18 protein-coding genes are annotated in these 21,525 nt (G+C 44.3%); 10 read left to right on the top strand and 8 right to left on the bottom strand.

What is annotated here, in order from left to right; translation table 11 throughout:
* Window positions 1-121: 121 nt before the first annotated feature.
* Genes nrfD through nrfB form a run of 3 tightly spaced genes read right to left on the bottom strand, consistent with a single transcriptional unit; the run spans window position 122 to window position 2,373 of the window.
* On the bottom strand, window positions 122-1,096 hold the full coding sequence (gene nrfD / locus AB6E51_RS07285; protein WP_372058006.1) for a cytochrome c nitrite reductase subunit NrfD: 975 nt from the start codon (window positions 1,094-1,096) through the stop codon (window positions 122-124).
* Between the two features lie 2 nt (window positions 1,097-1,098).
* Window positions 1,099-1,785, bottom strand: a complete 687-nt coding sequence (gene nrfC, locus AB6E51_RS07290) for a cytochrome c nitrite reductase Fe-S protein (protein ID WP_372058005.1) — start codon at window positions 1,783-1,785, stop codon at window positions 1,099-1,101.
* A gap of 3 nt (window positions 1,786-1,788) precedes the next feature.
* Window positions 1,789-2,373: a cytochrome c nitrite reductase pentaheme subunit gene (gene nrfB, locus AB6E51_RS07295; protein WP_372058004.1), complete on the bottom strand. Its 585-nt coding sequence runs from the start codon at window positions 2,371-2,373 to the stop codon at window positions 1,789-1,791.
* A 481-nt stretch (window positions 2,374-2,854) separates the two neighbouring features.
* On the opposite strand from nrfB, the gene nrfA reads away from it, so the two are divergent.
* Window positions 2,855-4,285 carry an ammonia-forming nitrite reductase cytochrome c552 subunit gene (nrfA, locus tag AB6E51_RS07300; protein ID WP_372058003.1) on the top strand — a complete coding sequence of 477 codons (1,431 nt, stop codon included), beginning with the start codon at window positions 2,855-2,857 and terminating at the stop codon, window positions 4,283-4,285.
* Between the two features lie 125 nt (window positions 4,286-4,410).
* Complete coding sequence (locus tag AB6E51_RS07305; RefSeq protein ID WP_017063559.1) at window positions 4,411-4,755, top strand: rhodanese-like domain-containing protein; 345 nt, start codon at window positions 4,411-4,413, stop codon at window positions 4,753-4,755.
* A 25-nt stretch (window positions 4,756-4,780) separates the two neighbouring features.
* Here the strand turns inward: AB6E51_RS07305 and AB6E51_RS07310 are convergent, their stop codons facing one another.
* On the bottom strand, window positions 4,781-5,410 hold the full coding sequence (locus tag AB6E51_RS07310) for a tetratricopeptide repeat protein (RefSeq protein ID WP_017066842.1): 630 nt from the start codon (window positions 5,408-5,410) through the stop codon (window positions 4,781-4,783).
* A 169-nt stretch (window positions 5,411-5,579) separates the two neighbouring features.
* Window positions 5,580-8,222: a DNA topoisomerase (ATP-hydrolyzing) subunit A gene (gene gyrA, locus AB6E51_RS07315; protein WP_372058002.1), complete on the bottom strand. Its 2,643-nt coding sequence runs from the start codon at window positions 8,220-8,222 to the stop codon at window positions 5,580-5,582.
* A 258-nt stretch (window positions 8,223-8,480) separates the two neighbouring features.
* On the opposite strand from gyrA, the gene ubiG reads away from it, so the two are divergent.
* The 4 genes from ubiG (at window position 8,481) to yfaE (ending at window position 13,530) form a co-directional block, all read left to right on the top strand.
* Window positions 8,481-9,224, top strand: coding sequence for a bifunctional 2-polyprenyl-6-hydroxyphenol methylase/3-demethylubiquinol 3-O-methyltransferase UbiG (ubiG, locus tag AB6E51_RS07320; protein WP_017063556.1), 744 nt, complete (start codon window positions 8,481-8,483; stop codon window positions 9,222-9,224).
* Between the two features lie 508 nt (window positions 9,225-9,732).
* Window positions 9,733-12,015 carry a class 1a ribonucleoside-diphosphate reductase subunit alpha gene (nrdA, locus tag AB6E51_RS07325; protein ID WP_017060992.1) on the top strand — a complete coding sequence of 761 codons (2,283 nt, stop codon included), beginning with the start codon at window positions 9,733-9,735 and terminating at the stop codon, window positions 12,013-12,015.
* 103 nt (window positions 12,016-12,118) lie between these two features.
* Entirely contained in the window at window positions 12,119-13,252 is a 1,134-nt protein-coding gene (gene nrdB, locus AB6E51_RS07330) for a class Ia ribonucleoside-diphosphate reductase subunit beta (RefSeq protein WP_017063554.1), read from the top strand.
* Entirely contained in the window at window positions 13,252-13,530 is a 279-nt protein-coding gene (gene yfaE, locus AB6E51_RS07335) for a class I ribonucleotide reductase maintenance protein YfaE (RefSeq protein WP_010438115.1), read from the top strand. The genes nrdB and yfaE overlap by 1 nt, the downstream gene beginning before the upstream one ends.
* A 160-nt stretch (window positions 13,531-13,690) precedes the next feature.
* Here the strand turns inward: yfaE and napF are convergent, their stop codons facing one another.
* Both napF and AB6E51_RS07345 read right to left on the bottom strand, forming a co-directional pair.
* Complete coding sequence (gene napF / locus AB6E51_RS07340) at window positions 13,691-14,206, bottom strand: ferredoxin-type protein NapF (RefSeq protein ID WP_372058001.1); 516 nt, start codon at window positions 14,204-14,206, stop codon at window positions 13,691-13,693.
* Window positions 14,206-14,772: a molecular chaperone gene (locus AB6E51_RS07345; protein ID WP_017060995.1), complete on the bottom strand. Its 567-nt coding sequence runs from the start codon at window positions 14,770-14,772 to the stop codon at window positions 14,206-14,208. The genes napF and AB6E51_RS07345 overlap by 1 nt, the downstream gene beginning before the upstream one ends.
* A gap of 198 nt (window positions 14,773-14,970) precedes the next feature.
* Here AB6E51_RS07345 and AB6E51_RS07350 point away from each other — a divergent pair, with 198 nt between their 5' ends.
* Genes AB6E51_RS07350 through AB6E51_RS07360 form a run of 3 tightly spaced genes read left to right on the top strand, consistent with a single transcriptional unit; the run spans window position 14,971 to window position 18,888 of the window.
* Window positions 14,971-17,409, top strand: coding sequence for a DmsA/YnfE/YnfF family dimethyl sulfoxide reductase (locus AB6E51_RS07350; RefSeq protein WP_017069171.1), 2,439 nt, complete (start codon window positions 14,971-14,973; stop codon window positions 17,407-17,409).
* Between the two features lie 11 nt (window positions 17,410-17,420).
* Entirely contained in the window at window positions 17,421-18,041 is a 621-nt protein-coding gene (locus tag AB6E51_RS07355; protein WP_004733360.1) for a DMSO/selenate family reductase complex B subunit, read from the top strand.
* A 1-nt stretch (window position 18,042) separates the two neighbouring features.
* Window positions 18,043-18,888, top strand: a complete 846-nt coding sequence (locus tag AB6E51_RS07360; protein WP_017060997.1) for a DmsC/YnfH family molybdoenzyme membrane anchor subunit — start codon at window positions 18,043-18,045, stop codon at window positions 18,886-18,888.
* A 174-nt stretch (window positions 18,889-19,062) separates the two neighbouring features.
* Here the strand turns inward: AB6E51_RS07360 and AB6E51_RS07365 are convergent, their stop codons facing one another.
* Complete coding sequence (locus tag AB6E51_RS07365; protein ID WP_017069172.1) at window positions 19,063-20,301, bottom strand: CinA family nicotinamide mononucleotide deamidase-related protein; 1,239 nt, start codon at window positions 20,299-20,301, stop codon at window positions 19,063-19,065.
* A gap of 210 nt (window positions 20,302-20,511) precedes the next feature.
* Here AB6E51_RS07365 and AB6E51_RS07370 point away from each other — a divergent pair, with 210 nt between their 5' ends.
* Entirely contained in the window at window positions 20,512-21,420 is a 909-nt protein-coding gene (locus AB6E51_RS07370; protein WP_372058000.1) for a DUF3943 domain-containing protein, read from the top strand.
* Window positions 21,421-21,525: the final 105 nt, after the last annotated feature.

Consider the following 21,525-nt stretch of genomic DNA (forward strand, 5'->3'; position numbering starts at 1 on the left):
ATTGGCATTGATTGCTCAACTAGCTGATGTAACTCAACTAGCTATTGCTACTCAGCGAAAAGAAATTTAGTGAGCAGATGTTTAGTATCCAACATCCACTCACTTATAACCTTGAGCGAAATTAAGCTAACGTTAATTGTCCTGCATAAAGGACAAACGTTCTTAGCATTAATACGCCCATCAGACTCAATGAAGTAACAGAGAAAATATACACAGTACTATGGCGAACCGATGCTGGTGTCACGGCGTTAAGCAACAAGGGTAAAACCATACCCACACCAATTACGCCATACCAGAACCAACTTGCCCAGAAACCACCGCCAATCGCGTTCCATACTGCCTGCTCACTTTGACCACCAGCAAATATCAACCCAGTGAAGAAAGTAACAAGGACAAACAGTTCAAACATAACAACAGGACGTTCGAAGCCGTGGATCCAAGAAATACTCGCACTATGCGGAGACTCCTTAAAGACCAACACACCAAATAAAATACATGCCGCCGCTCCCGAGGATAAACTCGAGAATAAGAACAATATCGGCAACACTGGGTTATTCAGCATTGGGAAGGTATTTAGCGCAGAGAGTAAGAAGCCAGTGTAAGCCGCAAGTAATAGCGCAAGCACAGCTAAGAATATTTCAAAAACATTCTCAAAAGATTCTAATTTGCCAATCCAGTTACTGACAAAATCGAGTCGCCCTTTTAACCATGCTTGATCACTCAAGAATACGGCAATCTGATTTCGGAATATAATGCCGATCCAAACAAATAGGATCACCATATACACTTGGAATAAGATCACACCCATCGACATCACTGACGTCGGATTATAAAAGATCATGATCTTCCAAAATGATAGTGGTTTCGTCAGGTGGAAAACCAAGATCAATAAACCTGAGATGATCCCGAATGGTGCTAGAAAAGCCGTTGCCTTTAATACACCATTATTCGCTTGATCGTCCTCAATCACCTTTCTCTTAAGGTAAATCGAGATCATCACTGCACCCGCTGACATACCCGCCAAAAACAGATAGATAGCAATGATCCAGTCCCAAACCACGGTACCTGATTGAAACGCTGTATCCCATGCACTCATAATCAAATCTCCCCTTTTTGGTGTGGCACTTTATAGAGTTTTGGCTGAGTACCTAGATAAGCCTTATCTCTGTAAACCACTTCAGATTTAAGTACCTGGTTTATCTCGCTCTTAGGGTCATTTAAGTCGCCAAATATCAGCGCATTGGTAGGGCAAGATTCAACACAAGCAGGTAATTTACCTTGCGCAAGATTGGTATCGCGGCAGAAGTTACATTTGTCGGCCGACTTATTCTTAGGATGGAAGAAGCGCACTTGATATGGACAAGCTAATAAGCAGTAGCCACAACCGACACACTTCTCTTGATGGACATCGACAATGCCGGTTTTTTCATCTTTGTAGGCCGCCCCTGTTGGGCAAACCATTACGCAGGGTGCGTTATCACAATGTTGGCAAGAGTTACGAGTAAAACGGTAATCAACATTGGGATATTCGCCTTGGGGCTCACTCTTAATAATTTCTAAGCGCGATACACCTTCAGGTACTTTGTTTACTTCACGACATGCTTCGGTACACGCGGTACAACCAATACAAGCGGTTTCGTCATGAATCATTCCATAACGTTTAGTGCCATCTTCTTGAACATTAGCTAGCGTCTTGCGACTTGTTACCGTCGCAGTTCCCGCTACACCTGTGGTAAAAATAACGGCACCAGCGCCTGCTAAAAAGTTTCTTCTTGAGCAGCTCATAGATTACTCCTCTTCTTTCTTCTGGTTGAAGTCTGAATGGCAATCCACACACAGCTTGATGGTTTGCTTCTTATCTAAGCCCAACACCTTTGCTTCAGTCGCATGAACATCATGGCAGTTTGAACACGTTAAGTTTTGCGCGTGAACATCGTGAGTCCAACTCGCTTCACGCAGATCATCAGGCTTGTGACAATCGATACATTGGCTATTGGCATCTAAAATTAAGCTAGGGTCTAGGAAAACCTTTTCAGTTCCCGGTTGTGATTGAGCCTCGCGATACTTCACCACTTCAGGCGCACCTTCACGGTGATCGGGGCTAATAGAACTATGACAGTCGGTACAATTTACTTCGCGGCCAAGCAAAGCGTGTGCACTTTCACCATGTGAACCCAATACCGTTTCTTTTGAATCTTTATGGCATTGAACACACTTGTAGTCTTTGTCGCGGATTAATTCGACTTCATGTCTTGTTGATTCCGCTACTGGCGTAACAGCAGGCTCAGCAACAACATGAATGGAATAACCATAGAGGCAGAATGCTAGAAGGGATTTAAGCATTATGACTATGGCCAATTTAGTATTGCCCATTTTATCCTTTCCTTATACCGGCATTATTTAACTCTCAACTAAATAATATTCCGGTTAAACAAAAGTACCCTTAAACGATATTATTACCGTTTAAATGATATCAATTCTTATTTTGGATAAGCCACAACGCTTTCTATAGTTAGAATATACCTCTAATTGGGTAATACGAAATTTCGATAGGTTAATCTGTGAACGCAATCACCCTATTTATATCATGGTCAATTTAGGTAATTGATTGTTATATATGATAATAATTCTCAGTTAAATTCTAATTAATCTAACCACAAGTACCACTTTAGGGTTATATAAACTCCAACGTGACTAAGGTCACTGCCATTAATTGATCTGGGACAATCTATATCCAACACGTAACAAAATGTGTTTGTTTATGAATTAATATAAACAGGAATTCTCCAGTTCTTAATTTGAATAGCAAACTCACAACGCTTGGTATAAAAATCAGTATATTGGAGATATCACTGTGAAAAAGCATTGGATACGTAATTCGGTCACAGCACTATTAATGGTTAGCGCGTCATTAGCAAGCGCGACCATTTTTGCTGCGTCTGAACAAAAAGAAATTGGCGATCCTCGTAACGATCAGTTCGAGCAAAACCACCCAGATCAATATCATTCATGGAGACAAACTTCAGAAAGCGAAACCATTGAAGACGCACTAAAAGAAGATCCCAACATGGTTATCATGTGGGCTGGCTACGGCTTCGCAAAAGATTACAACAAGGCACGTGGTCACTTTTATGCGATTGACGATGTACGACAAACACTTCGTACTGGCGGCCCAACGGACGAAAGTTCAGGCCCTATGCCAATGGCGTGTTGGAGCTGTAAAAGCCCAGACGTAGCACGTGTTATCGAAGAGCGTGGCGAAGACGGTTACTTTGAAGGTAAATGGGCACGTCTTGGCAACGAGATTGTGAATCCTATTGGCTGTGCAGACTGTCACGATACCCAAAGCGAAGGCTTTAAAAATGGTGAGCCAGCACTGAAGGTGACGCGTCCTTATGTTGAACGTGCGTTCGATGCGATTGGGAAGAACTTCGAAGAGCAAGGTCGCTTTGATCAGCAAGCCTCTGTGTGTGCTCAGTGTCACGTGGAATACTACTTCACGGGTCCAACAAAAGGTGTGAAATTCCCTTGGGACAAAGGGACTCGTGTTGAGCAAATGGAAGAGTATTACGATGGAATCGGCTTTAAAGATTGGACGCACAAAGTATCTAAAGCGCCAATGCTGAAAGCACAGCACCCAGGCTTCGAAACATGGCGCGAAGGCATCCACGGTAAGAACAAAGTCGTTTGTGCTGACTGTCATATGCCGAAAGTGACCAAAGAAGATGGCACCGTTTATACCGACCATAAAGTGGGTAACCCATTCGACCGCTTCGAAGATACCTGTGCAAACTGTCACACTCAATCTAAAGAGACCATGCTTAACATCGTTTCAAGCCGTAAAGCGCAAGTGCTGAACATGAAGCTGACTGCTGAGAAACAAATCGTAGCCGCTCACTTTGAAGCTGGCGCAGCATGGGAAGCGGGTGCGACCGAGCAAGAGATGGAACCTATCCTACTGGATATTCGTCATGCTCAATGGCGCTGGGACTACGCTATTGCATCTCATGGTGTTCATATGCACGCCCCTGAAATCGCTCTAGAAGTACTAGGTACTGCCGTTGACCGCGCAGCCGATGCTCGAACTAAGATTGTTCGTCTATTGGCGAAGAAAGGCATCACTGATCCAATCGAGATTCCAGATATTTCGACCAAAGAAGCGGCTCAAAAAGCGCTTGGAATGGACATGGATAAGATGAACGCTGAGAAACAACACTTCTTAGACACGGTTGTTCCTAAATGGGAAGAGCAAGCTGAAAAGCGTGAAGCTAACTACGAATACTAGTTCCTTCAAATAGACCAATAAGATAAAACCAGTCACACTGTAAAGGTGTGGCTGGTTTTTTAGATTTGGGCGCACTCAACCGTCCCAATTTCACATTACCTTTTAGCTAATTCAAGGAACAAAGAATGAAGCACTTACTTTCGCTTTCGGCATTATGCATCGCATTAACAAGTTCAGGACTTCACGCCTCAGAACGAGCAGAAACAGGGTGGGAAATGATTGAGGAAGGTGCGCTGGTCGTTGATGTCAGGACACCAGGAGAGTTCAAGCAAGGTCATCTGGACAATGCGATTAACTACCCTCTTTCTGAAGTCGCTACGCACTTTGCCAGCATAGACAAAGCTCAACCTATCGTTTTGTATTGCCGCAGTGGTAACCGCTCAGGACAAGCTTACCAGTATTTGAAAGCTCAAGGGTTTACACAGATCCACAACGCTGGCGGTTTAATTGAGATGCAAGAAAGCAAATAATCTCGAAATTACAGATAGTGCCCGTTTAACGGATCATTTGCTTAGCTTGGTTGATCGAATGGATGATAGAGACACGATCAATGCCTTTCTGGTTAGAATCGAGAATTTGAGTCCAAGCATCGATCGCTTGTTGGTAGCGCATACTGATGAAGTGATCGGTCGCTATCAACATCAATGCCGTACGATCGTTGGGATCAAGCTCCATGGATTGATTTAAGAGCACTTTCACATCATCACTCATCGCCTGTGAACTTAGGTAATACAAGGCGCTCGCTTTAGCTGCATAAAGCCCTGAAGGCGCCTGTGGGTCTAAACGAATCGCATAGTCGTAACAGGTAAATGCAGCATCAAACTCCCCTTTCTGCATATAAACACCACCAAGCTTAAACCAAAGGTCTGATTGATTAGGGTCTTGCTCCAGGCTCTGCTGAAGTTCATTTTGGAAATCTGTTGCTGTATAGCTGCTGTCGTCACTTGAAGTAAGTTGAGGGGCTTCTTGTTTCATCTGAGACCAAACCAGAATGCTGGCTAATATCGCCACACATGAAATAAGGAGGTTGCCTTTAAGATGACTGGTTTTTCTGTTTGATGCGATCACGATTGCCACTAGAAATAGGCTCATTAGCAGCAAAGCAATCAGTAACCAGATATCCATTCCATTCTCCTTTCATTGACGCTTTACTGTACCTTTTTCTCACTAAAACAATATTGATCGAGGTTTAGCTATTGGCTTTTAAACAAGTCACAGCCAAATTCTAGGTAATAAAAAACCGAGCACAATGGCTCGGCTTTTTGTCTCAACTTCTATTTATAGAAGTGAAAGATTACTCAGTGTTTTGCTCGCTATCAGAAGCGTCTGATGCTTGCTCTTCACTTGATTCAGAAACGACTGCTGCTTCAGCGTTTGCTACTTCAGCTTCGCCTTCAACAACCTCAGCTTCTTCTACTTCGTCGATACGTTGTAGACCTACAACGTTCTCGTCGTCAGAAGTACGAATCAGTGTTACACCTTGAGTGTTACGACCAACTTGGCTCACTTCCGCAACGCGAGTACGTACTAGCGTACCTGCGTCGGTGATCATCATCATTTCGTCGCCTTCTTCAACTTGAACAGCGCCAACAACTGGGCCATTACGTTCAGAGACTTTGATAGAAACCACACCTTGCGTTGCACGGCCTTTCGTTGGGTATTCAGCTAGTTCAGTACGCTTACCGTAACCGTTTTGAGTCACAGTTAGGATATCGCCTTCGTTAGAAGGAACAATCAACGATACTACTTGATCGTCTTCTGGAAGCTTCATACCACGAACACCAGAGGCAGTACGGCCCATTGCACGTACTTTGTCCTCGTTAAAGCGAACAACTTTGCCCGATTTAGAGAACAGCATGATGTCGCTATCACCGTTAGTGATGTCAACGCCAATCAGTGAATCATCGTCACGTAGGTTAACTGCAATTAGGCCGTTAGCACGTACGTTTGCGAATTGATCCAGTGATGTCTTCTTAACAGTACCGTCACCCGTTGCCATGAAGATGAATTTCTCGTTAGAGAACTCAGAAACAGGCAGGATAGCCGTGATACGCTCACCTTCTTCTAGAGGAAGAATGTTAACGATAGGCTTACCACGAGCAGTACGACTTGCTAATGGCAGTTGGTAAACTTTCAGACGGTATGTCTTACCACGAGTAGAGAAACATAGGATGTTATCGTGAGTATTAGCAACAAGCAGACGCTCAATGTAATCCTCATCTTTCATCTTAGTTGCACTCTTACCTTTACCACCACGACGCTGAGCTTCGTAGTCGCTTAGGATTTGGTACTTAACGTAACCTGCGTTAGAAAGCGTTACTACAACGTCTTCTTGAGCAATCAGCTCTTCCATGTCGATGTCATGAACTGCCGCTGTGATTTCTGTACGACGCTCGTCGCCATAGATTTCACGTACTGCTTCAAGTTCTTCACGGATAACTTCCATCAAACGCTCAGTGCTTGCAAGAATGTGCATTAGCTCAGCGATTTCTTCTAGAAGTGCTTTGTACTCGTCTAGAATCTTCTCGTGCTCAAGGCCTGTTAGGCGGTGAAGACGAAGTTCTAGAATTGCTTGTGCTTGTGTTTCCGTTAGGAAGTATTGACCATCGCGGATGCCGTATTGGTCTTCTAACCAATCAGGACGAGCTGCGTCAGTACCTGCACGCTCAAGCATTGAAGCAACGTTACCAAGATCCCAACCACGAGACACTAAACCAACTTTAGCTTCTGCTGGTGTTGGCGCGCTCTTGATCAGTTCAATGATTTCATCAATGTTAGCAAGTGCTAGAGACAATGCTTCAAGGATGTGTGCACGGTCGCGTGCTTTCTTCAATTCGAAGATAGTACGACGAGTCACAACTTCGCGACGGTGGTCTACGAAGCACTTAAGCATGTCTTTGATGTTGAACAACTGTGGTTGACCGTTATTCAACGCAACCATGTTGATACCGAAAGTCGTTTGCAGTTGAGTTTGAGCGTATAGGTTGTTAAGAACCACTTCGCCTACTGCATCACGCTTACATTCAATAACAATACGCATACCGTCTTTATCAGACTCGTCACGCAGTGCACTGATGCCTTCTACTTTCTTATCTTTAACCAGTTCAGCAATCTTCTCGATCAAACGAGCTTTGTTTACTTGGTAAGGGATCTCAGTAACGATAATGGTTTCTTTACCATTCTTCTCTACTTCGATATCCGCTTTTGAACGCATGTAAACCTTACCGCGGCCAGTCTTGTAAGCATCTACGATGCCTTTACGACCACTGATAAGTGCTGCTGTTGGGAAGTCAGGACCAGGGATATAGTCCATTAGCTCATCAATAGTGATATCTTCATTATTGATAAATGCTAAACAGCCATCAACAACTTCACCAAGGTTATGTGGTGGGATGTTGGTAGCCATACCTACTGCGATACCAGAAGCACCGTTTACCAATAGGTTAGGAATTTTTGTAGGAAGTACTGCTGGAATTTGTTCTGTACCATCGTAGTTCGGTACGTAATCCACAGTTTCCTTATCAAGGTCAGCCAGGAGCTCGTGAGCAATTTTCGCCATACGAACTTCGGTATAACGCATTGCAGCCGCGGAGTCGCCATCGATAGAACCAAAGTTACCTTGGCCATCAACTAGCATGTAACGCAGTGAGAACGGTTGCGCCATACGAACAATAGTATCGTATACAGCACTATCACCATGTGGGTGGTATTTACCGATTACATCACCTACTACACGAGCAGACTTTTTATATGGTTTGTTCCAATCATTACCTAGTACATTCATCGCGAACAAAACGCGGCGGTGTACAGGTTTTAGGCCATCACGCACATCTGGAAGGGCACGACCAACGATGACGGACATCGCGTAGTCTAGGTATGAACCTCTAAGCTCATCTTCAATATTTACGGGCGTGATCTCTTTCGCTAGATCGCTCATAGAGCCATTTTCCCTCTATAGTCAGATCGTATTTTTGAATACGTATAAGACCGAAAAATATAACACAAATTTACCTACGGAGGCATCACTTTCCCTCTCCTTTTACCATCTTGTGACCCTTGTAGCCAATCAATTGATGAGAAATTGCACCTCCGCATCATATCTTGCTGAAACATGGTCACTTTACATCCAATAAACTAGCAAAATTGTAGATCTTCTGGTCAGAGCGAAAAGGCAAGTTATAATGCCTGCAATTTCATGGATGCATTATTTAACTTGGAAATGCCGATTATGACTAAATCACAGAACGTAGACCCAGCAGAAATCAAAAAATTCGAAGACATGGCGTCGCGCTGGTGGGATCTGGAAGGCGAGTTTAAGCCTCTACATCAAATCAACCCACTGCGCCTAAATTACGTGCTAGAAAAGACCGAAGGTTTATTTGGTAAGAAAGTCCTCGATGTTGGCTGCGGTGGCGGCATTTTGGCTGAAAGCATGGCTGTTGAGGGCGCAGTAGTCACTGGCCTAGATATGGGTAAAGAACCGCTAGAAGTGGCACGTCTTCACGCATTGGAAACTGGCACCAAGCTCGATTATATCCAGAGCACCATCGAAGACCATGCAGAACAGAATCCACAAACTTACGATGTGGTGACATGTATGGAAATGCTAGAGCACGTTCCTGATCCACAATCTGTGATTAGTGCATGTTCAAAATTAGTGAAACCGGGTGGTCACGTGTTCTTCTCTACCTTGAACCGTAACTTCAAATCTTACCTGTTCGCTATTGTTGGTGCAGAAAAGCTACTTAAGATTGTTCCTGAGGGCACTCATGAGCACGAGAAGTTCATTCGCCCTGCTGAACTTATCAAGATGGTCGATAACACTCCGCTGCAAGAACTAGGGATTACAGGGCTGCACTACAATCCTCTTACGGACACTTATCGTTTAGGCACAAATGTAGACGTAAACTACATCGTCCACACGCAAAACTTTGGCTAAAAAATATCGGTAGCCCTACCGTAAAACCTTTTGTAAAAAAGACGAATGAAAAGAGTTGCAATTACCATAACTTTGCGACTTTTTTCAGTCTAAATTTCGTGCGCTAGCTTCCATTTTGACCACCTCGATTTAAATTTAATCGCCTAAAATCAATCGCCCATTTTGGCCAAAGATCAAGGAATTTTTTTTTATGGGCGTGCAAAAATAAAGCATCATTAAAAGCCGACTTTTATACAATCAAGTCACATATAACCTCATCAGTTAGTGGTCACTTACAGTTTTTTTTCAATCCACCACTTATCCACAAGCAACCCCATTTCTTTACCTTGAAAAATATCAGTTGTAGCACTATCTTGTAACCCAACAAACAAATGACCCCTATATGTTGTGTTTGAACTACAATGTATGGGTAGACCAAGATCACAAAGCCGAAACGTAATTTACAAAAATTACACAGAAATACACAAAAACACGGCCTTGTTCAGTTTTGTTAGGGAAATTAAGCAGAATGAACCAACAACTTACTGTTACCAAGCGTAACGGGCGCAAAGAAACGATCGATCTAGAGAAGATCCATCGCGTGATTACATGGGCAGCTGAAGGCTTGCACAATGTTTCTGTATCACAAGTAGAATTGAAAGCTCACATTCAGTTTTACGATGGCATCACCACTACTGACATTCATGAAACTATCATCAAGTCAGCAGCGGATTTAATCTCTGAAGAGACTCCTGATTACCAATATCTAGCAGCACGTCTGTCTGTATTCCACCTACGTAAAAAAGCGTACGGCGAATACGAGCCGCCTGCACTGTATGACCACGTTGCAAAACTGGTTGATATGGGTAAATACGATAGCCACCTTATGGAAGATTACACGAAAGCTGAATTCGAAGAGCTTGACGAGTACATCGACCACAAACGTGACTTAGACTTCTCTTACGCAGCGGTTAAGCAGCTCGAAGGTAAATACTTCGTGCAAAACCGTGTAACGAAAGAAATCTACGAGAGTGCTCAGTTCCTTTACATTTTAGTTGCTGCGTGTCTATTCGCTAAATACCCGAAATCGACTCGTCTTGACTACATCAAACGTTTTTACGACGCATCGTCTACGTTTAAGATTTCTCTACCTACACCGATCATGTCTGGTGTACGTACGCCTACTCGTCAATTCAGTTCTTGTGTACTGATCGAGTGTGGTGACAGCCTTGATTCAATCAACGCGACAGCAAGCTCAATTGTTCGTTACGTATCTCAACGTGCTGGTATTGGTATCAACGCAGGTCGTATCCGTGCGCTTGGTTCTGAAATCCGTAATGGTGAAGCGTTCCACACAGGCTGTATCCCTTTCTACAAATACTTCCAAACAGCAGTAAAATGTTGTTCTCAAGGTGGTGTTCGTGGCGGTGCAGCAACGGTATTCTACCCACTATGGCACGGTGAAGTTCAGTCTCTATTAGTACTGAAAAACAACCGCGGCGTTGAAGAGAACCGAGTTCGTCACATGGATTACGGCGTACAGCTGAACAAGCTTATGTACTCTCGCCTAGTTCAGGGTGGCAACATCAGCCTGTTCTCACCTTCAGACGTACCTGGCCTTTACGATGCGTTCTTCGAAAACCAAGACCGTTTTGAAGAGCTATACGTTAAGTACGAAAACGATCCTTCAGTGAAGCGTGAAACGGTTAAAGCCGTTGAGCTTTTCTCTCTGCTAATGCAAGAGCGTGCTTCTACTGGTCGTATCTACATTCAGAACGTTGACCACTGTAATACACACAGCCCGTTTGATTCTGAAGTAGCACCTGTTCGTCAATCGAACCTATGTCTAGAAATCGCGCTTCCTACTAAGCCACTTTCTAACGTAGAAGATGACGAAGGCGAAATTGCACTATGTACGCTTTCAGCATTCAACCTTGGCGCAATCAATGAACTGGACGACCTAGCAGAGCTTTCTGAGCTGGTTGTTCGTGCTCTAGATGCACTGCTTGATTACCAAGACTACCCGCTTCCAGCTGCATACAAGTCGACAATGAACCGTCGTACTTTAGGTGTAGGTGTAATCAACTACGCATACTACCTAGCGAAGAATGGTGTTAAGTACTCTGATGGCAGCGCGAATGGCCTGACTCACCGTACTTTTGAAGCAATTCAATACCACTTGCTAAAAGCATCTGTTGAACTAGCGAAAGAGCAAGGCCGTTGCCCATCTTTCCACGAGACCAACTACGCGAAAGGCCTACTGCCAATCGATACTTACAAAAAAGATATCGACTTAGTATGTGAAGAGCCACTGCACTACGATTGGGATTCTCTACGTGAAGAGATCATGGAGCACGGTCTGCGTAACTCTACGCTAACAGCGCTTATGCCTTCTGAGACATCGTCTCAAATCTCGAACGCGACTAACGGTATCGAGCCACCACGTGGTTACGTATCAGTGAAAGCATCGAAAGACGGCATCCTTAAGCAAGTGGTTCCAGATTTCCTAAATCTTAAAGAGAACTACGAGCTACTTTGGAACATTGGTTCTAACGACGGTTACCTACACCTAGTGGGTATCATGCAAAAATTCGTTGACCAAGCTATCTCTGCAAACACTAACTATGATCCAAGTGTTTACGACAGCGGTAAAGTACCAATGAAGAAGCTGCTTCAAGACCTACTAACAGCGTACAAGTACGGTGTTAAGACGCTTTACTACCATAACACTCGTGATGGTGCTAAAGACGACCAAGGCGATGCAGTTCAAGTGCCGGAAGAAGATTGTGAAGGCGGCGGTTGTAAGATCTAAACCGCAATAAACATTAAGACCCCAGAGAAGAGTTATCTTCTCTGGGTTTAAAGCATTAACAGGGTCCGTTTTATTACGGGTCTTTAAAGGATTTGAGGCATTTATGGCTTACAGTACTTTTTCTCAGCAAAAAAATGACCAACTAAAAGAACCAATGTTCTTGGGTCAGTCGGTAAACGTTGCACGTTACGACCAACAAAAATTCGAAATCTTCGAAAAGCTTATCGAGAAGCAGCTTTCTTTCTTCTGGCGTCCAGAAGAAGTAGACGTGTCTAGCGACCGTATCGACTACAACAAGCTTCCTGAGCATGAAAAGCACATCTTCATCTCTAACTTGAAGTACCAAACGCTTCTAGATTCAATCCAAGGCCGCAGCCCTAACGTTGCCCTACTTCCATTGGTATCTCTACCAGAAGTTGAAACTTGGATTGAAACTTGGTCTTTCTCTGAAACGATTCACTCTCGTTCTTACACGCACATCATCCGTAACATCGTGAATGATCCAGGCGTAGTATTCGACGACATCGTTGAAAATGAAGAGATTCTGAAGCGTGCTAAAGACATCGCTTTCTACTACGACGACCTAATCAAGCTAACGGCTGACTACCACCGCTACGGTGAAGGCAACCACAGCATCAACGGCGAAGACGTTAAGATTTCACTTCACGACCTGAAGAAGAAACTTTACCTATGTCTAATGTCTGTAAACGCACTAGAAGCGATTCGTTTCTACGTAAGTTTCGCATGTTCATTTGCATTCGCTGAGCGTGAGCTAATGGAAGGTAACGCGAAGATCATCAAGCTAATCGCTCGTGATGAAGCCCTTCACCTTACTGGTACACAGCACATGATCAACTTGCTACGCAATGGTCAAGATGATTTTGAATTCATGCAGATCGCTGAAGAGTGTAAGCAAGAGTGTTTCGACCTATTCAAAGAAGCGGCTGAGCAAGAGAAAGAGTGGGCAGAATACCTATTCAAAGATGGCTCTATGATTGGTCTGAACAAAGACATTCTTTGCCAATACGTTGAGTACATTACCAACATCCGTATGCAGGCTGTTGGCCTAGGTACGGCTTACCCAGCAGCAACGTCGAACCCAATTCCATGGATCAACGCTTGGTTGTCTTCAGATAACGTTCAAGTTGCTCCACAAGAAGCAGAAATCAGTTCTTACCTAGTTGGCCAAATCGACAACGAAGTAAAAGCTGACGACTTTGAAGGATTTGAGCTGTAATGCCAACAATCAAAATCAACAAACTGACTTCAATTGAATCTAACCCTTCAAACACTCTGTTGGAAACAATGGAACAAGCTGGGTTAGAGCCAGAATACAACTGCCGAGATGGTCACTGTGGCGCTTGCCGCTGCACGTTGGATTCTGGTGAGGTCGAGTACGTTGGTTTTGCTATGGCTTACACGCAAGGTAATGAGATATTGCCTTGTATCTGTAAAGCAAAGACTGAGCTATCGCTGAGTAACGTTATTCATAGAAACAAGCAAAAACGCGCATAAGCCAGCTGGCTTTAGGTCACTTTGTTCGAATATCGTCAATAAGAATCAAAAAAGGGTCCGCTTCCTTTAGGAATGCGGACCCTTTTCTATTTATGTCTTTAGGTATGTCTATCACTCAACCAAATCTTCCTGTTGGCTTGTGTCATACAAAGCCAAACGTTTATTGCTGAGTCAGGTTAAGAGTCACAGAGCCAATATAACAAGCGCTTCGGCACTCTCCACAGCCGTTACACTTATCTTTGTCCACTGTAGGCAACTCTCCTACTTCGATGTGTATTGCACCAGCTGAACACGCCGTTTGGCATGCTGAACAGTCCATTTGCATGTAATTATTGCAGCTATCCGCAAAGCTCGGCTTGAGGTCGATATAAGGCGTGACCGTTGGATGAAGTGCGCCGGTCGGACACACTTCAGTGCATTTGTTACACATAGAACAACTGTTGTAATCCAAATTCAGCAGCGCACTGCCCTCTAGCATCTCAATAACGCTATTTGGACACGATTGTTCACACAATCCACAACCGTCGCAAAGACGCTCAAACAGCACCTCATCGACCGCTCTTGGCGGTCTTGCATACGAGCGCTGTGACTTCTCTTCATAATTCGCGGCTGCTTTAACCGGTTTAGAAAGTCGAGTTAAGAAACCGCGTCTATTTGAATTTATTTGTTCAGACATTAGTCGATATATAACTTTTTAGTAGCAACGTTTAAATTATATTCAGATATTAAGTACTTAAACCAATCTATTACATCAACCGATAGCTTTTTATAAAAAGATAACTCTGATGCTTTATTTAGTTTTTCTAAATAAACAGAAGACCAAGTTAATAAGTGACCCTCAAGTAATTCACCGGCTGAATTAATATTATTATTTTCTAACAAATACGCATGAGCGAATAACATTAAACCAAATTGATCTTCCGGCTCTCTTAACCCAGTGTCTAATTCAATCTGATTCAATTCTAAAAACTGGCGATACTCAACCGTAGAAGCACCAAACACAACGCGGTCTTTATCTAGGTACACAGAACCCCAAGGCGGAGCTGGCATGTCTCCAACGCCTTCAAACAGGCGGCTGAACTCTGCTGCGAGCGCATCTTCGTCTTCGCTTCTTAATGCCTGCAAGCATTCTTCAGAGAGTACTTCGCTCTCAACCAAAGCTTCGACAATGGTGATTAACTGTTCTTTACTTGTCGCTTGATAAAATAGCGAACCCAACAATTTATGCGTATCGATAATCATTATTATTTATACCGTTATAGGTTTAAAGATAATTATATTAATTAACTCATTTCATTCTTTGATCTATTTTATACATTCAATTCATAAACTTTAAATTCCACACTTATTTGATGCCAATCAATCAATAATTCGAAATAAATACATAAAGAACAAACTACCTATAAAGTGCTAGCTATCAATAGCAAAAGGCATCTTAGAATGACGAATAAGAAAGAATCTGGGGTAATGAATCTTACTCGAAGAGGCTTCATGAAAGCTTCCTCTGCAGTAGGTAGTGCAGCTGCACTTGCGGGCGGTATTGCATTACCTTTCAAATCCAAACCAGTAGCGGCTGCAGTTGCTGAAAATGTGGATGAGAAAATCGTATGGAGTGCATGTACAGTAAACTGTGGCTCTCGCTGCCCACTGCGTATGCATGTACAAAACGGTGAAATCAAATACGTAGAAACAGACAACACAGGTACTGACGAATACGGTCATCACCAAGTTCGTGCGTGTCTACGTGGTCGCTCGATGCGCCGCCGTGTTTACAACCCAGATCGCCTAAAGTACCCAATGAAACGTGTGGGTAAACGTGGTGAAGGTAAGTTTAAGCGTATTAGCTGGGAAGAGGCTTATGATGAAGTCGCTGGCACCATGCAACGCCTTATCAAAGACTACGGTAACGACACTATCTACCTAAACTACGGTACAGGTACGCTGGGCGGCACGGTTACTAAATCTTGGCCACCAGCTCAAACGCTGATTGCTCGTCTAATGAACCTAAGTGGTGGTTACTTAAACCATTACGGTGACTACTCAACAGCGCAAATCACGAAAGGCTTGAGCTACACCTACGGCGGTTGGGCAAACAACAACTCTTTCTCTGATTTAGAGAACACTAAACTTAATATTCAGTTTGGTAACAACCCTGCTGAGACGCGTATGTCTGGTGGCGGCCAGATCCACCACTACGTTGAAAGCAAAAACAAATCAAACGCAAGAACGATCATCATCGACCCTCGCTACACCGATACTGCCGGTGGCCGTGAAGATCAATGGATCCCAATTCGTCCTTCTACAGATGCGGCATTGGTAGCGGGTCTTGCACACGTGATGATCACTGAAGACCTTGTCGACCAACCGTTCCTAGACAAATACTGTGTCGGTTACGATGAGAAGACCCTTCCTGCATCAGCGCCTAAAAACAGCGACTACAAATCTTACATCCTAGGTTTAGGTGAAGATGGCGTAGAGAAGACACCAGAATGGGCTTCTAAGATCACGGGTATTCCAGTTGACACCATCGTTAAGCTTGGCCGTGAAATGGGCACAGCGAAACCATGTGCGATTCACCAAGGTTGGGGCTTACAACGCACTGCGAACGGTGAACTAGCGTGTCGTGCAATCGCGATGCTGTCACTGCTCACTGGCTCTGTGGGCGTATCAGGCGGTTCAACAGGCGCTCGTGAAAGCGACATCAACATTCCATTTGTCCGCTTCCCTACTGTGCCAAACCCAGTTGAAACGTCTATTTCAATGTTCATGTGGACAGACGCGATTTACCGTCACCATGAAATGACCGACATCACTGATGGTGTTCGCGGTGCAGAGCGCCTTAAGAACCCAATCAAGATGATCTGGAACTACGCAGGTAACTGCATCATTAACCAACACTCAGACATCAACAAGACTCACGCGATTCTTCAAGATGAAAGTGCGTGTGAAATGATTGTCGTGGTTGATAACCATATGACGTCTTCAGCGAAGTACGCCGATATCATCCTGCCAGACTTAACAACGTCTGAGCAAGACGACTGGTGTATGGACGGTAAAGCGGCGAACATGCCTTACTTCATCTACGCGCAGAAAGCGATTGAGCCTCAGTTTGAAGCAAAATCTATCTACGAGATGTGTACTCAGCTTGCGAAACGAATGGGCGTAGAAAAAGAGTTCACCGAAGGCCGTACTCAAGAGCAATGGATTGAGCACCTTTACGCAGAAACTCGTAAGAACGATCCAACACTGCCAACCTTCGAAGAGATGAAAGAGCTGGGTATCTACAAACGTAGCTACGACCACCACTACATCGCTTATGAAGATTTCCGTAAAGATCCTGAAGCGAACCCACTGACCACACCAAGTGGCAAGATCGAGATCTACTCAGAGCAACTGGCTGATATCGCGAAGACTTGGAAGCTGAAAGAAGACGAAGTGATTCACCCACTTCCGATTTACGCGGACTCTTTCGAAGGTCATAACGACCCACTAGCAGAGAAGTACCCACTTCAGCTAACCGGTTTCCACTACAAGGCACGTACTCACTCGACTTACGGCAACGTTGCAGAAATCAAAGCAGCAGCACCGCAAGAGTTGTGGATCAACCCAATCGATGCAAAAGAACGTGGTATTGATAGCGGCGACATGGTGAGTATTTTCAACGACCGTGGCGAAGTACATATTCCAGCGAAAGTGACACCTAGGATTCTTCCTCGAGTTGTCGCACTAGGCGAAGGTGCATGGTACGCACCAGATGGTCAGAAGATCGACCATGCAGGCTCTATCAACGTGCTGACCACTCAGCGCCCGAGCCCACTTGCTAAGGGTAACCCTCAGCATACAAACCTAGTTCAAATTAAAGCGCTAAAGAAAGCATAAGGTAGGTTGGAATGAAACAATACGGCTTTTACATTGATTCAAGTAAATGCACGGGTTGTAAAACCTGTCAGCTTGCTTGTAAAGATTATAACGATCTAGACATCAAAACGAACTACCGTCGCGTATACGAATATGCCGGTGGTGGCTTCACTCAAGATGGTGATACCTGGGTTCAGAAAGATGTCTTTTCTTACTACCTATCTATCGCTTGTAACCACTGTACTAACCCAGCGTGTGTGAAAGTGTGTCCTTCGGGCGCAATGCACAAACGTGATGAAGACGGTTTGGTTGTGGTTGATGAGAGCGTATGTATTGGTTGTCAGCACTGTAGCAATGCGTGTCCTTACGGCGCACCACAATACAATGCTAAGAAAGGTCATATGACGAAATGCGATGGTTGTTACCAACGTGTTTCTGAAGGCAAACAGCCTATCTGTGTTGAGTCTTGCCCACTTCGTGCATTGGAGTTTGGTGAAATCAATACACTTCGCGAGAAGTACGGCTCTGGTGCGGATGTGGCTCCACTGCCATCTTCAACAGAAACGCTACCAAACATCGTGATTAAGCTGAACAAAAACGCGAAGCCGACTGGCGATACCAGCGGTCACCTAGCAAACCCGAAGGAGGTGTAAGATGATTTTTCATGAGTGGTCTTTAATCTTCTTTACGGTGCTGGCGCAAACTGCGGTTGGTGGTTACTTACTGATTGGCGCACGTGCACTGGTACTTGGTCATGACGAAGAGAAGCTGAACAGCTACAAGGTTCCAATGTTTATCCTATGGGTACTGATGGGTCTTGGCTTCATGTTCTCGACAACGCACCTTGGCTCTCCACTGCGCGCGTTTAACGCTTTTAATCAGCTAGGTTCGGCTTGGTTGTCTAACGAAGTGTTCTTCGGTGCGGCATTCTTCGCTGTCGGTGGCCTGCAATGGTTACTGTCGGTAGTCAAGAAAGGTGGCGTTGCTATCCAGAAAGCACTGATGGTTGGCGCGATGGTACTGGGTGTTATCTTCATGTACGCGATGATCAACGTATACATGATCAACACAGTACCGACGTGGGACAACATCTACACACCACTGAGCTTCATCATGACGATGGTTGTGGGTGGCTTGCTGTTATCTCAGTTCGTGATTGTATTCGCAAACGACAGCCGCTTTACGGTTGACCGTAACATCACCATGTTGGCTGTTATCGCTGTTGCTATCAGCTTGCTTGTGACAGTAGGAAAACTGAACCTAATCGGAGACATCCAAACTTCAGCGGCAAAAGCGTCTGAGTTAGTCGATGGTTTAGGTAGCTATGTGATTCTTCAAGTGGCACTGCTAATGGCAAGCTTGTTGATTTGGATTCTACCTATGCTGAACAAAGCAAAAGTGAACCCAGTTAACCTTGGCTTAGCACTAGTATTGTTCTTGGCTTCAGAGTTAATCGGCCGTGGTTTGTTCTACAGCCTACATATGACAAGCGGTTTGTAATCGAGTTCTTACAGACATGAGTTGCGTGTAAACATCGCTGCTTGTTTGGTTATCTAGAAGGCTAGATAAACAAAAGGCCCAACACCTATTTAGATGTTGGGCCTTTTTATTTCGTTTTTTCTAGCGTTTTTAATACAGACTTAGCGAGTTCGCTTACATCGTTAGCTTACATAGCTACTTAATGATAGCCGCTGGAATAAACATGTCTTTTAATCGCTTAACCGAAGAATAAGTACCAAACATCGGTTTGTTATCTAAATGCCTTCTCAGCATATCGGCGGCAACGGTCTTAATCACGTTGCGTTGGTCTTCACGCGAGTACTGACGATAAAACTCAAGTACCTGCCCCCACTCGCCTGCTTCAGTCGACAATGCAACGCTGAATGTGTTGCCTTCCAGCTTACCAGTCACCAAAGCCAATTCAGTTCCGCACTTATCTCTTGTTGCTCCAGCCAGCGCAAAGGTCGCGGCTAATGGATCGCTCTTTTCAAGTTCGCTCTCTTTTGGCTCAGCCATCACCCATGAGTGTCCGAAGCAATCTTCTATCTGCTCATTCAATTGCAGCCACGCTGACAGTGAACCTTTGGTCGACACTTCAGACACAGATAACGTCTTCTTTTTTTCCGCCATGATGTGTCCAATATGGTCAATCATCGGCTCATCAACACTAACGACATTACTCTCTAGCAGCTTGTAAACCATCTGCAGAAGCTTAACGCGAGTTTCTAAGTCTGCCTTAGGACCAAACAGTTTGACCTCAATGAACGGCAGATAAGAGCGATAACCAAGTTCATAACCTTCTGGCAGCTTTAGTTGATCCAAAACATCAGAGATACCGGACTCAGACAAACCAAACGTAAACAGTCGACTGCATTCAGAGGCAACCACTTGAGGGTAGGTACACGACAAGTCAGGAAGAATCTCAAACGTCACCATGCGCTTGAATTCACTTGGTACACCCGGCGTGAAATAGAAAGTCGCATCGTTAATTTTCAGTTTGAAGCCACAAGCCGTCCCCACAGGGTTATCGACAATCTCTGAACTCGCAGGTAACAAAGCTTGTTTAAGGTTGCTGTCTGGCATTGGCATGCCACGTCCAGAGAACATCTCTTCCATACGAGCAAGCCATTCAGGGAACATGACGAGTTTCTGCTCGGAAGCAGCTGCAGCGGCGGCAGCACTCATATCATCGGTTGTCGGGCCTAAACCACCATTAACGATAACCACATCATAGTTAAAGCTCAGCATCAGCAGTTCTTCAACAAGAGCATTCATTTGATCACCCACAGTTGAGCGCTTAGCAAGCGCAAAACCATGCTGATAAAACTCAGCAGACATCCAAGCTGCGTTTGTATCTACAATGTCTCCATGAAGAACTTCTTCACCTGTGCTTAACATTGCGATTTTCGTCATATTTCTATCCCTTGTTGTCATAAAAAGACACTGCATTATTTACAAACTGGTCTATGGTTGAATTTGGAGCAATTCGCCTTTTCACTAATATTAATAATGTTAAACCTAAGGTTTTCTTAGGAAAAGCTATAAATTATTAGTTCCCTAAATCAGGCATTTAATAGATAATTGTGATCCTGATCAATTCCAAACTTTCTCATGGAGACCCTTGTGGCCAAATCACCGTTACTAGCAAAGGTTACTGCCGCATTTTCAATGCTAATGTCAGTTAACTCGGTTGCAAGCCAATACGACTTCGACCAGCCAATCAACCTTTCTTACTCGGATGAATGTGCTCAAGATTACTGTTTTAATGACAACTTGTACACCTACAAGCCTAGTACCAATTACGCACTGAGCGAATCGAGTGATGAGTACGACTTCTCAATCCAACAACCAAAACACATGTTGGTGAGTCAGGAGAAAGATTGGGATTACCTAATGGGTCAAACCTACACCATTCTTGGCTTGAGTGTCGCGACAGTGGGTCTAATGACTCTGCTCCCTGAAAGTATTACTAAGTGGGATGATGACCAACGTGATATCAGCTCATTAGGTAAAAAGTGGAAAGATAACGTTTCTGCTGGTCCAACATGGGACCGTGACGAACACTTCCTAAACTACGTAATGCACCCATATTTCGGTGGTGTTTACTACACCGCAGCTCGACACGCAGGTTACGACGAGTTTGAGTCATTCTTATACTCTTGGACTATGTCGACGTTCTTCTGGGAATACGGCGTAGAAGCGTTTGCAGAAGTACCTTCATGGCAAGATCTCTTCATCACACCTTTCTTCGGTGCGGTTGTCGGTGAAATGATGCTAGAAGCAGAGCAGGATATCATTGCTTCAGGTGGCGAAGTGATGGGCTCTCAAACCATAGGTGATGTGTCGCTATTTTTCCTTAACCCTGTTGGACACATTCACTACTGGGTAAGTGACGCATGGGGCGGTGATGCAGAAGTTAACCTGAATACTAACCCTTGGTGGGATAACCAAGACGCTGCACGTTTTGCTTACGATGCTGGCGCACCATACGACTCTCAGTTTGTTGGTATGAACTTCAAAGTAACGTTCTAATTCGTCTCTAGTACTACTCAATATAAGTTATTGAATATAAGTTGCTGAATCATCAATCACAGTGACAACTCTTCTAAAAAGCGGCTCTCTAGCCGCTTTTTTTGT

This window comes from Vibrio sp. 10N.247.311.47 (assembly GCF_041467535.1).
GTDB classification, from domain to species: Bacteria; Pseudomonadota; Gammaproteobacteria; order Enterobacterales; family Vibrionaceae; genus Vibrio; species Vibrio crassostreae_C.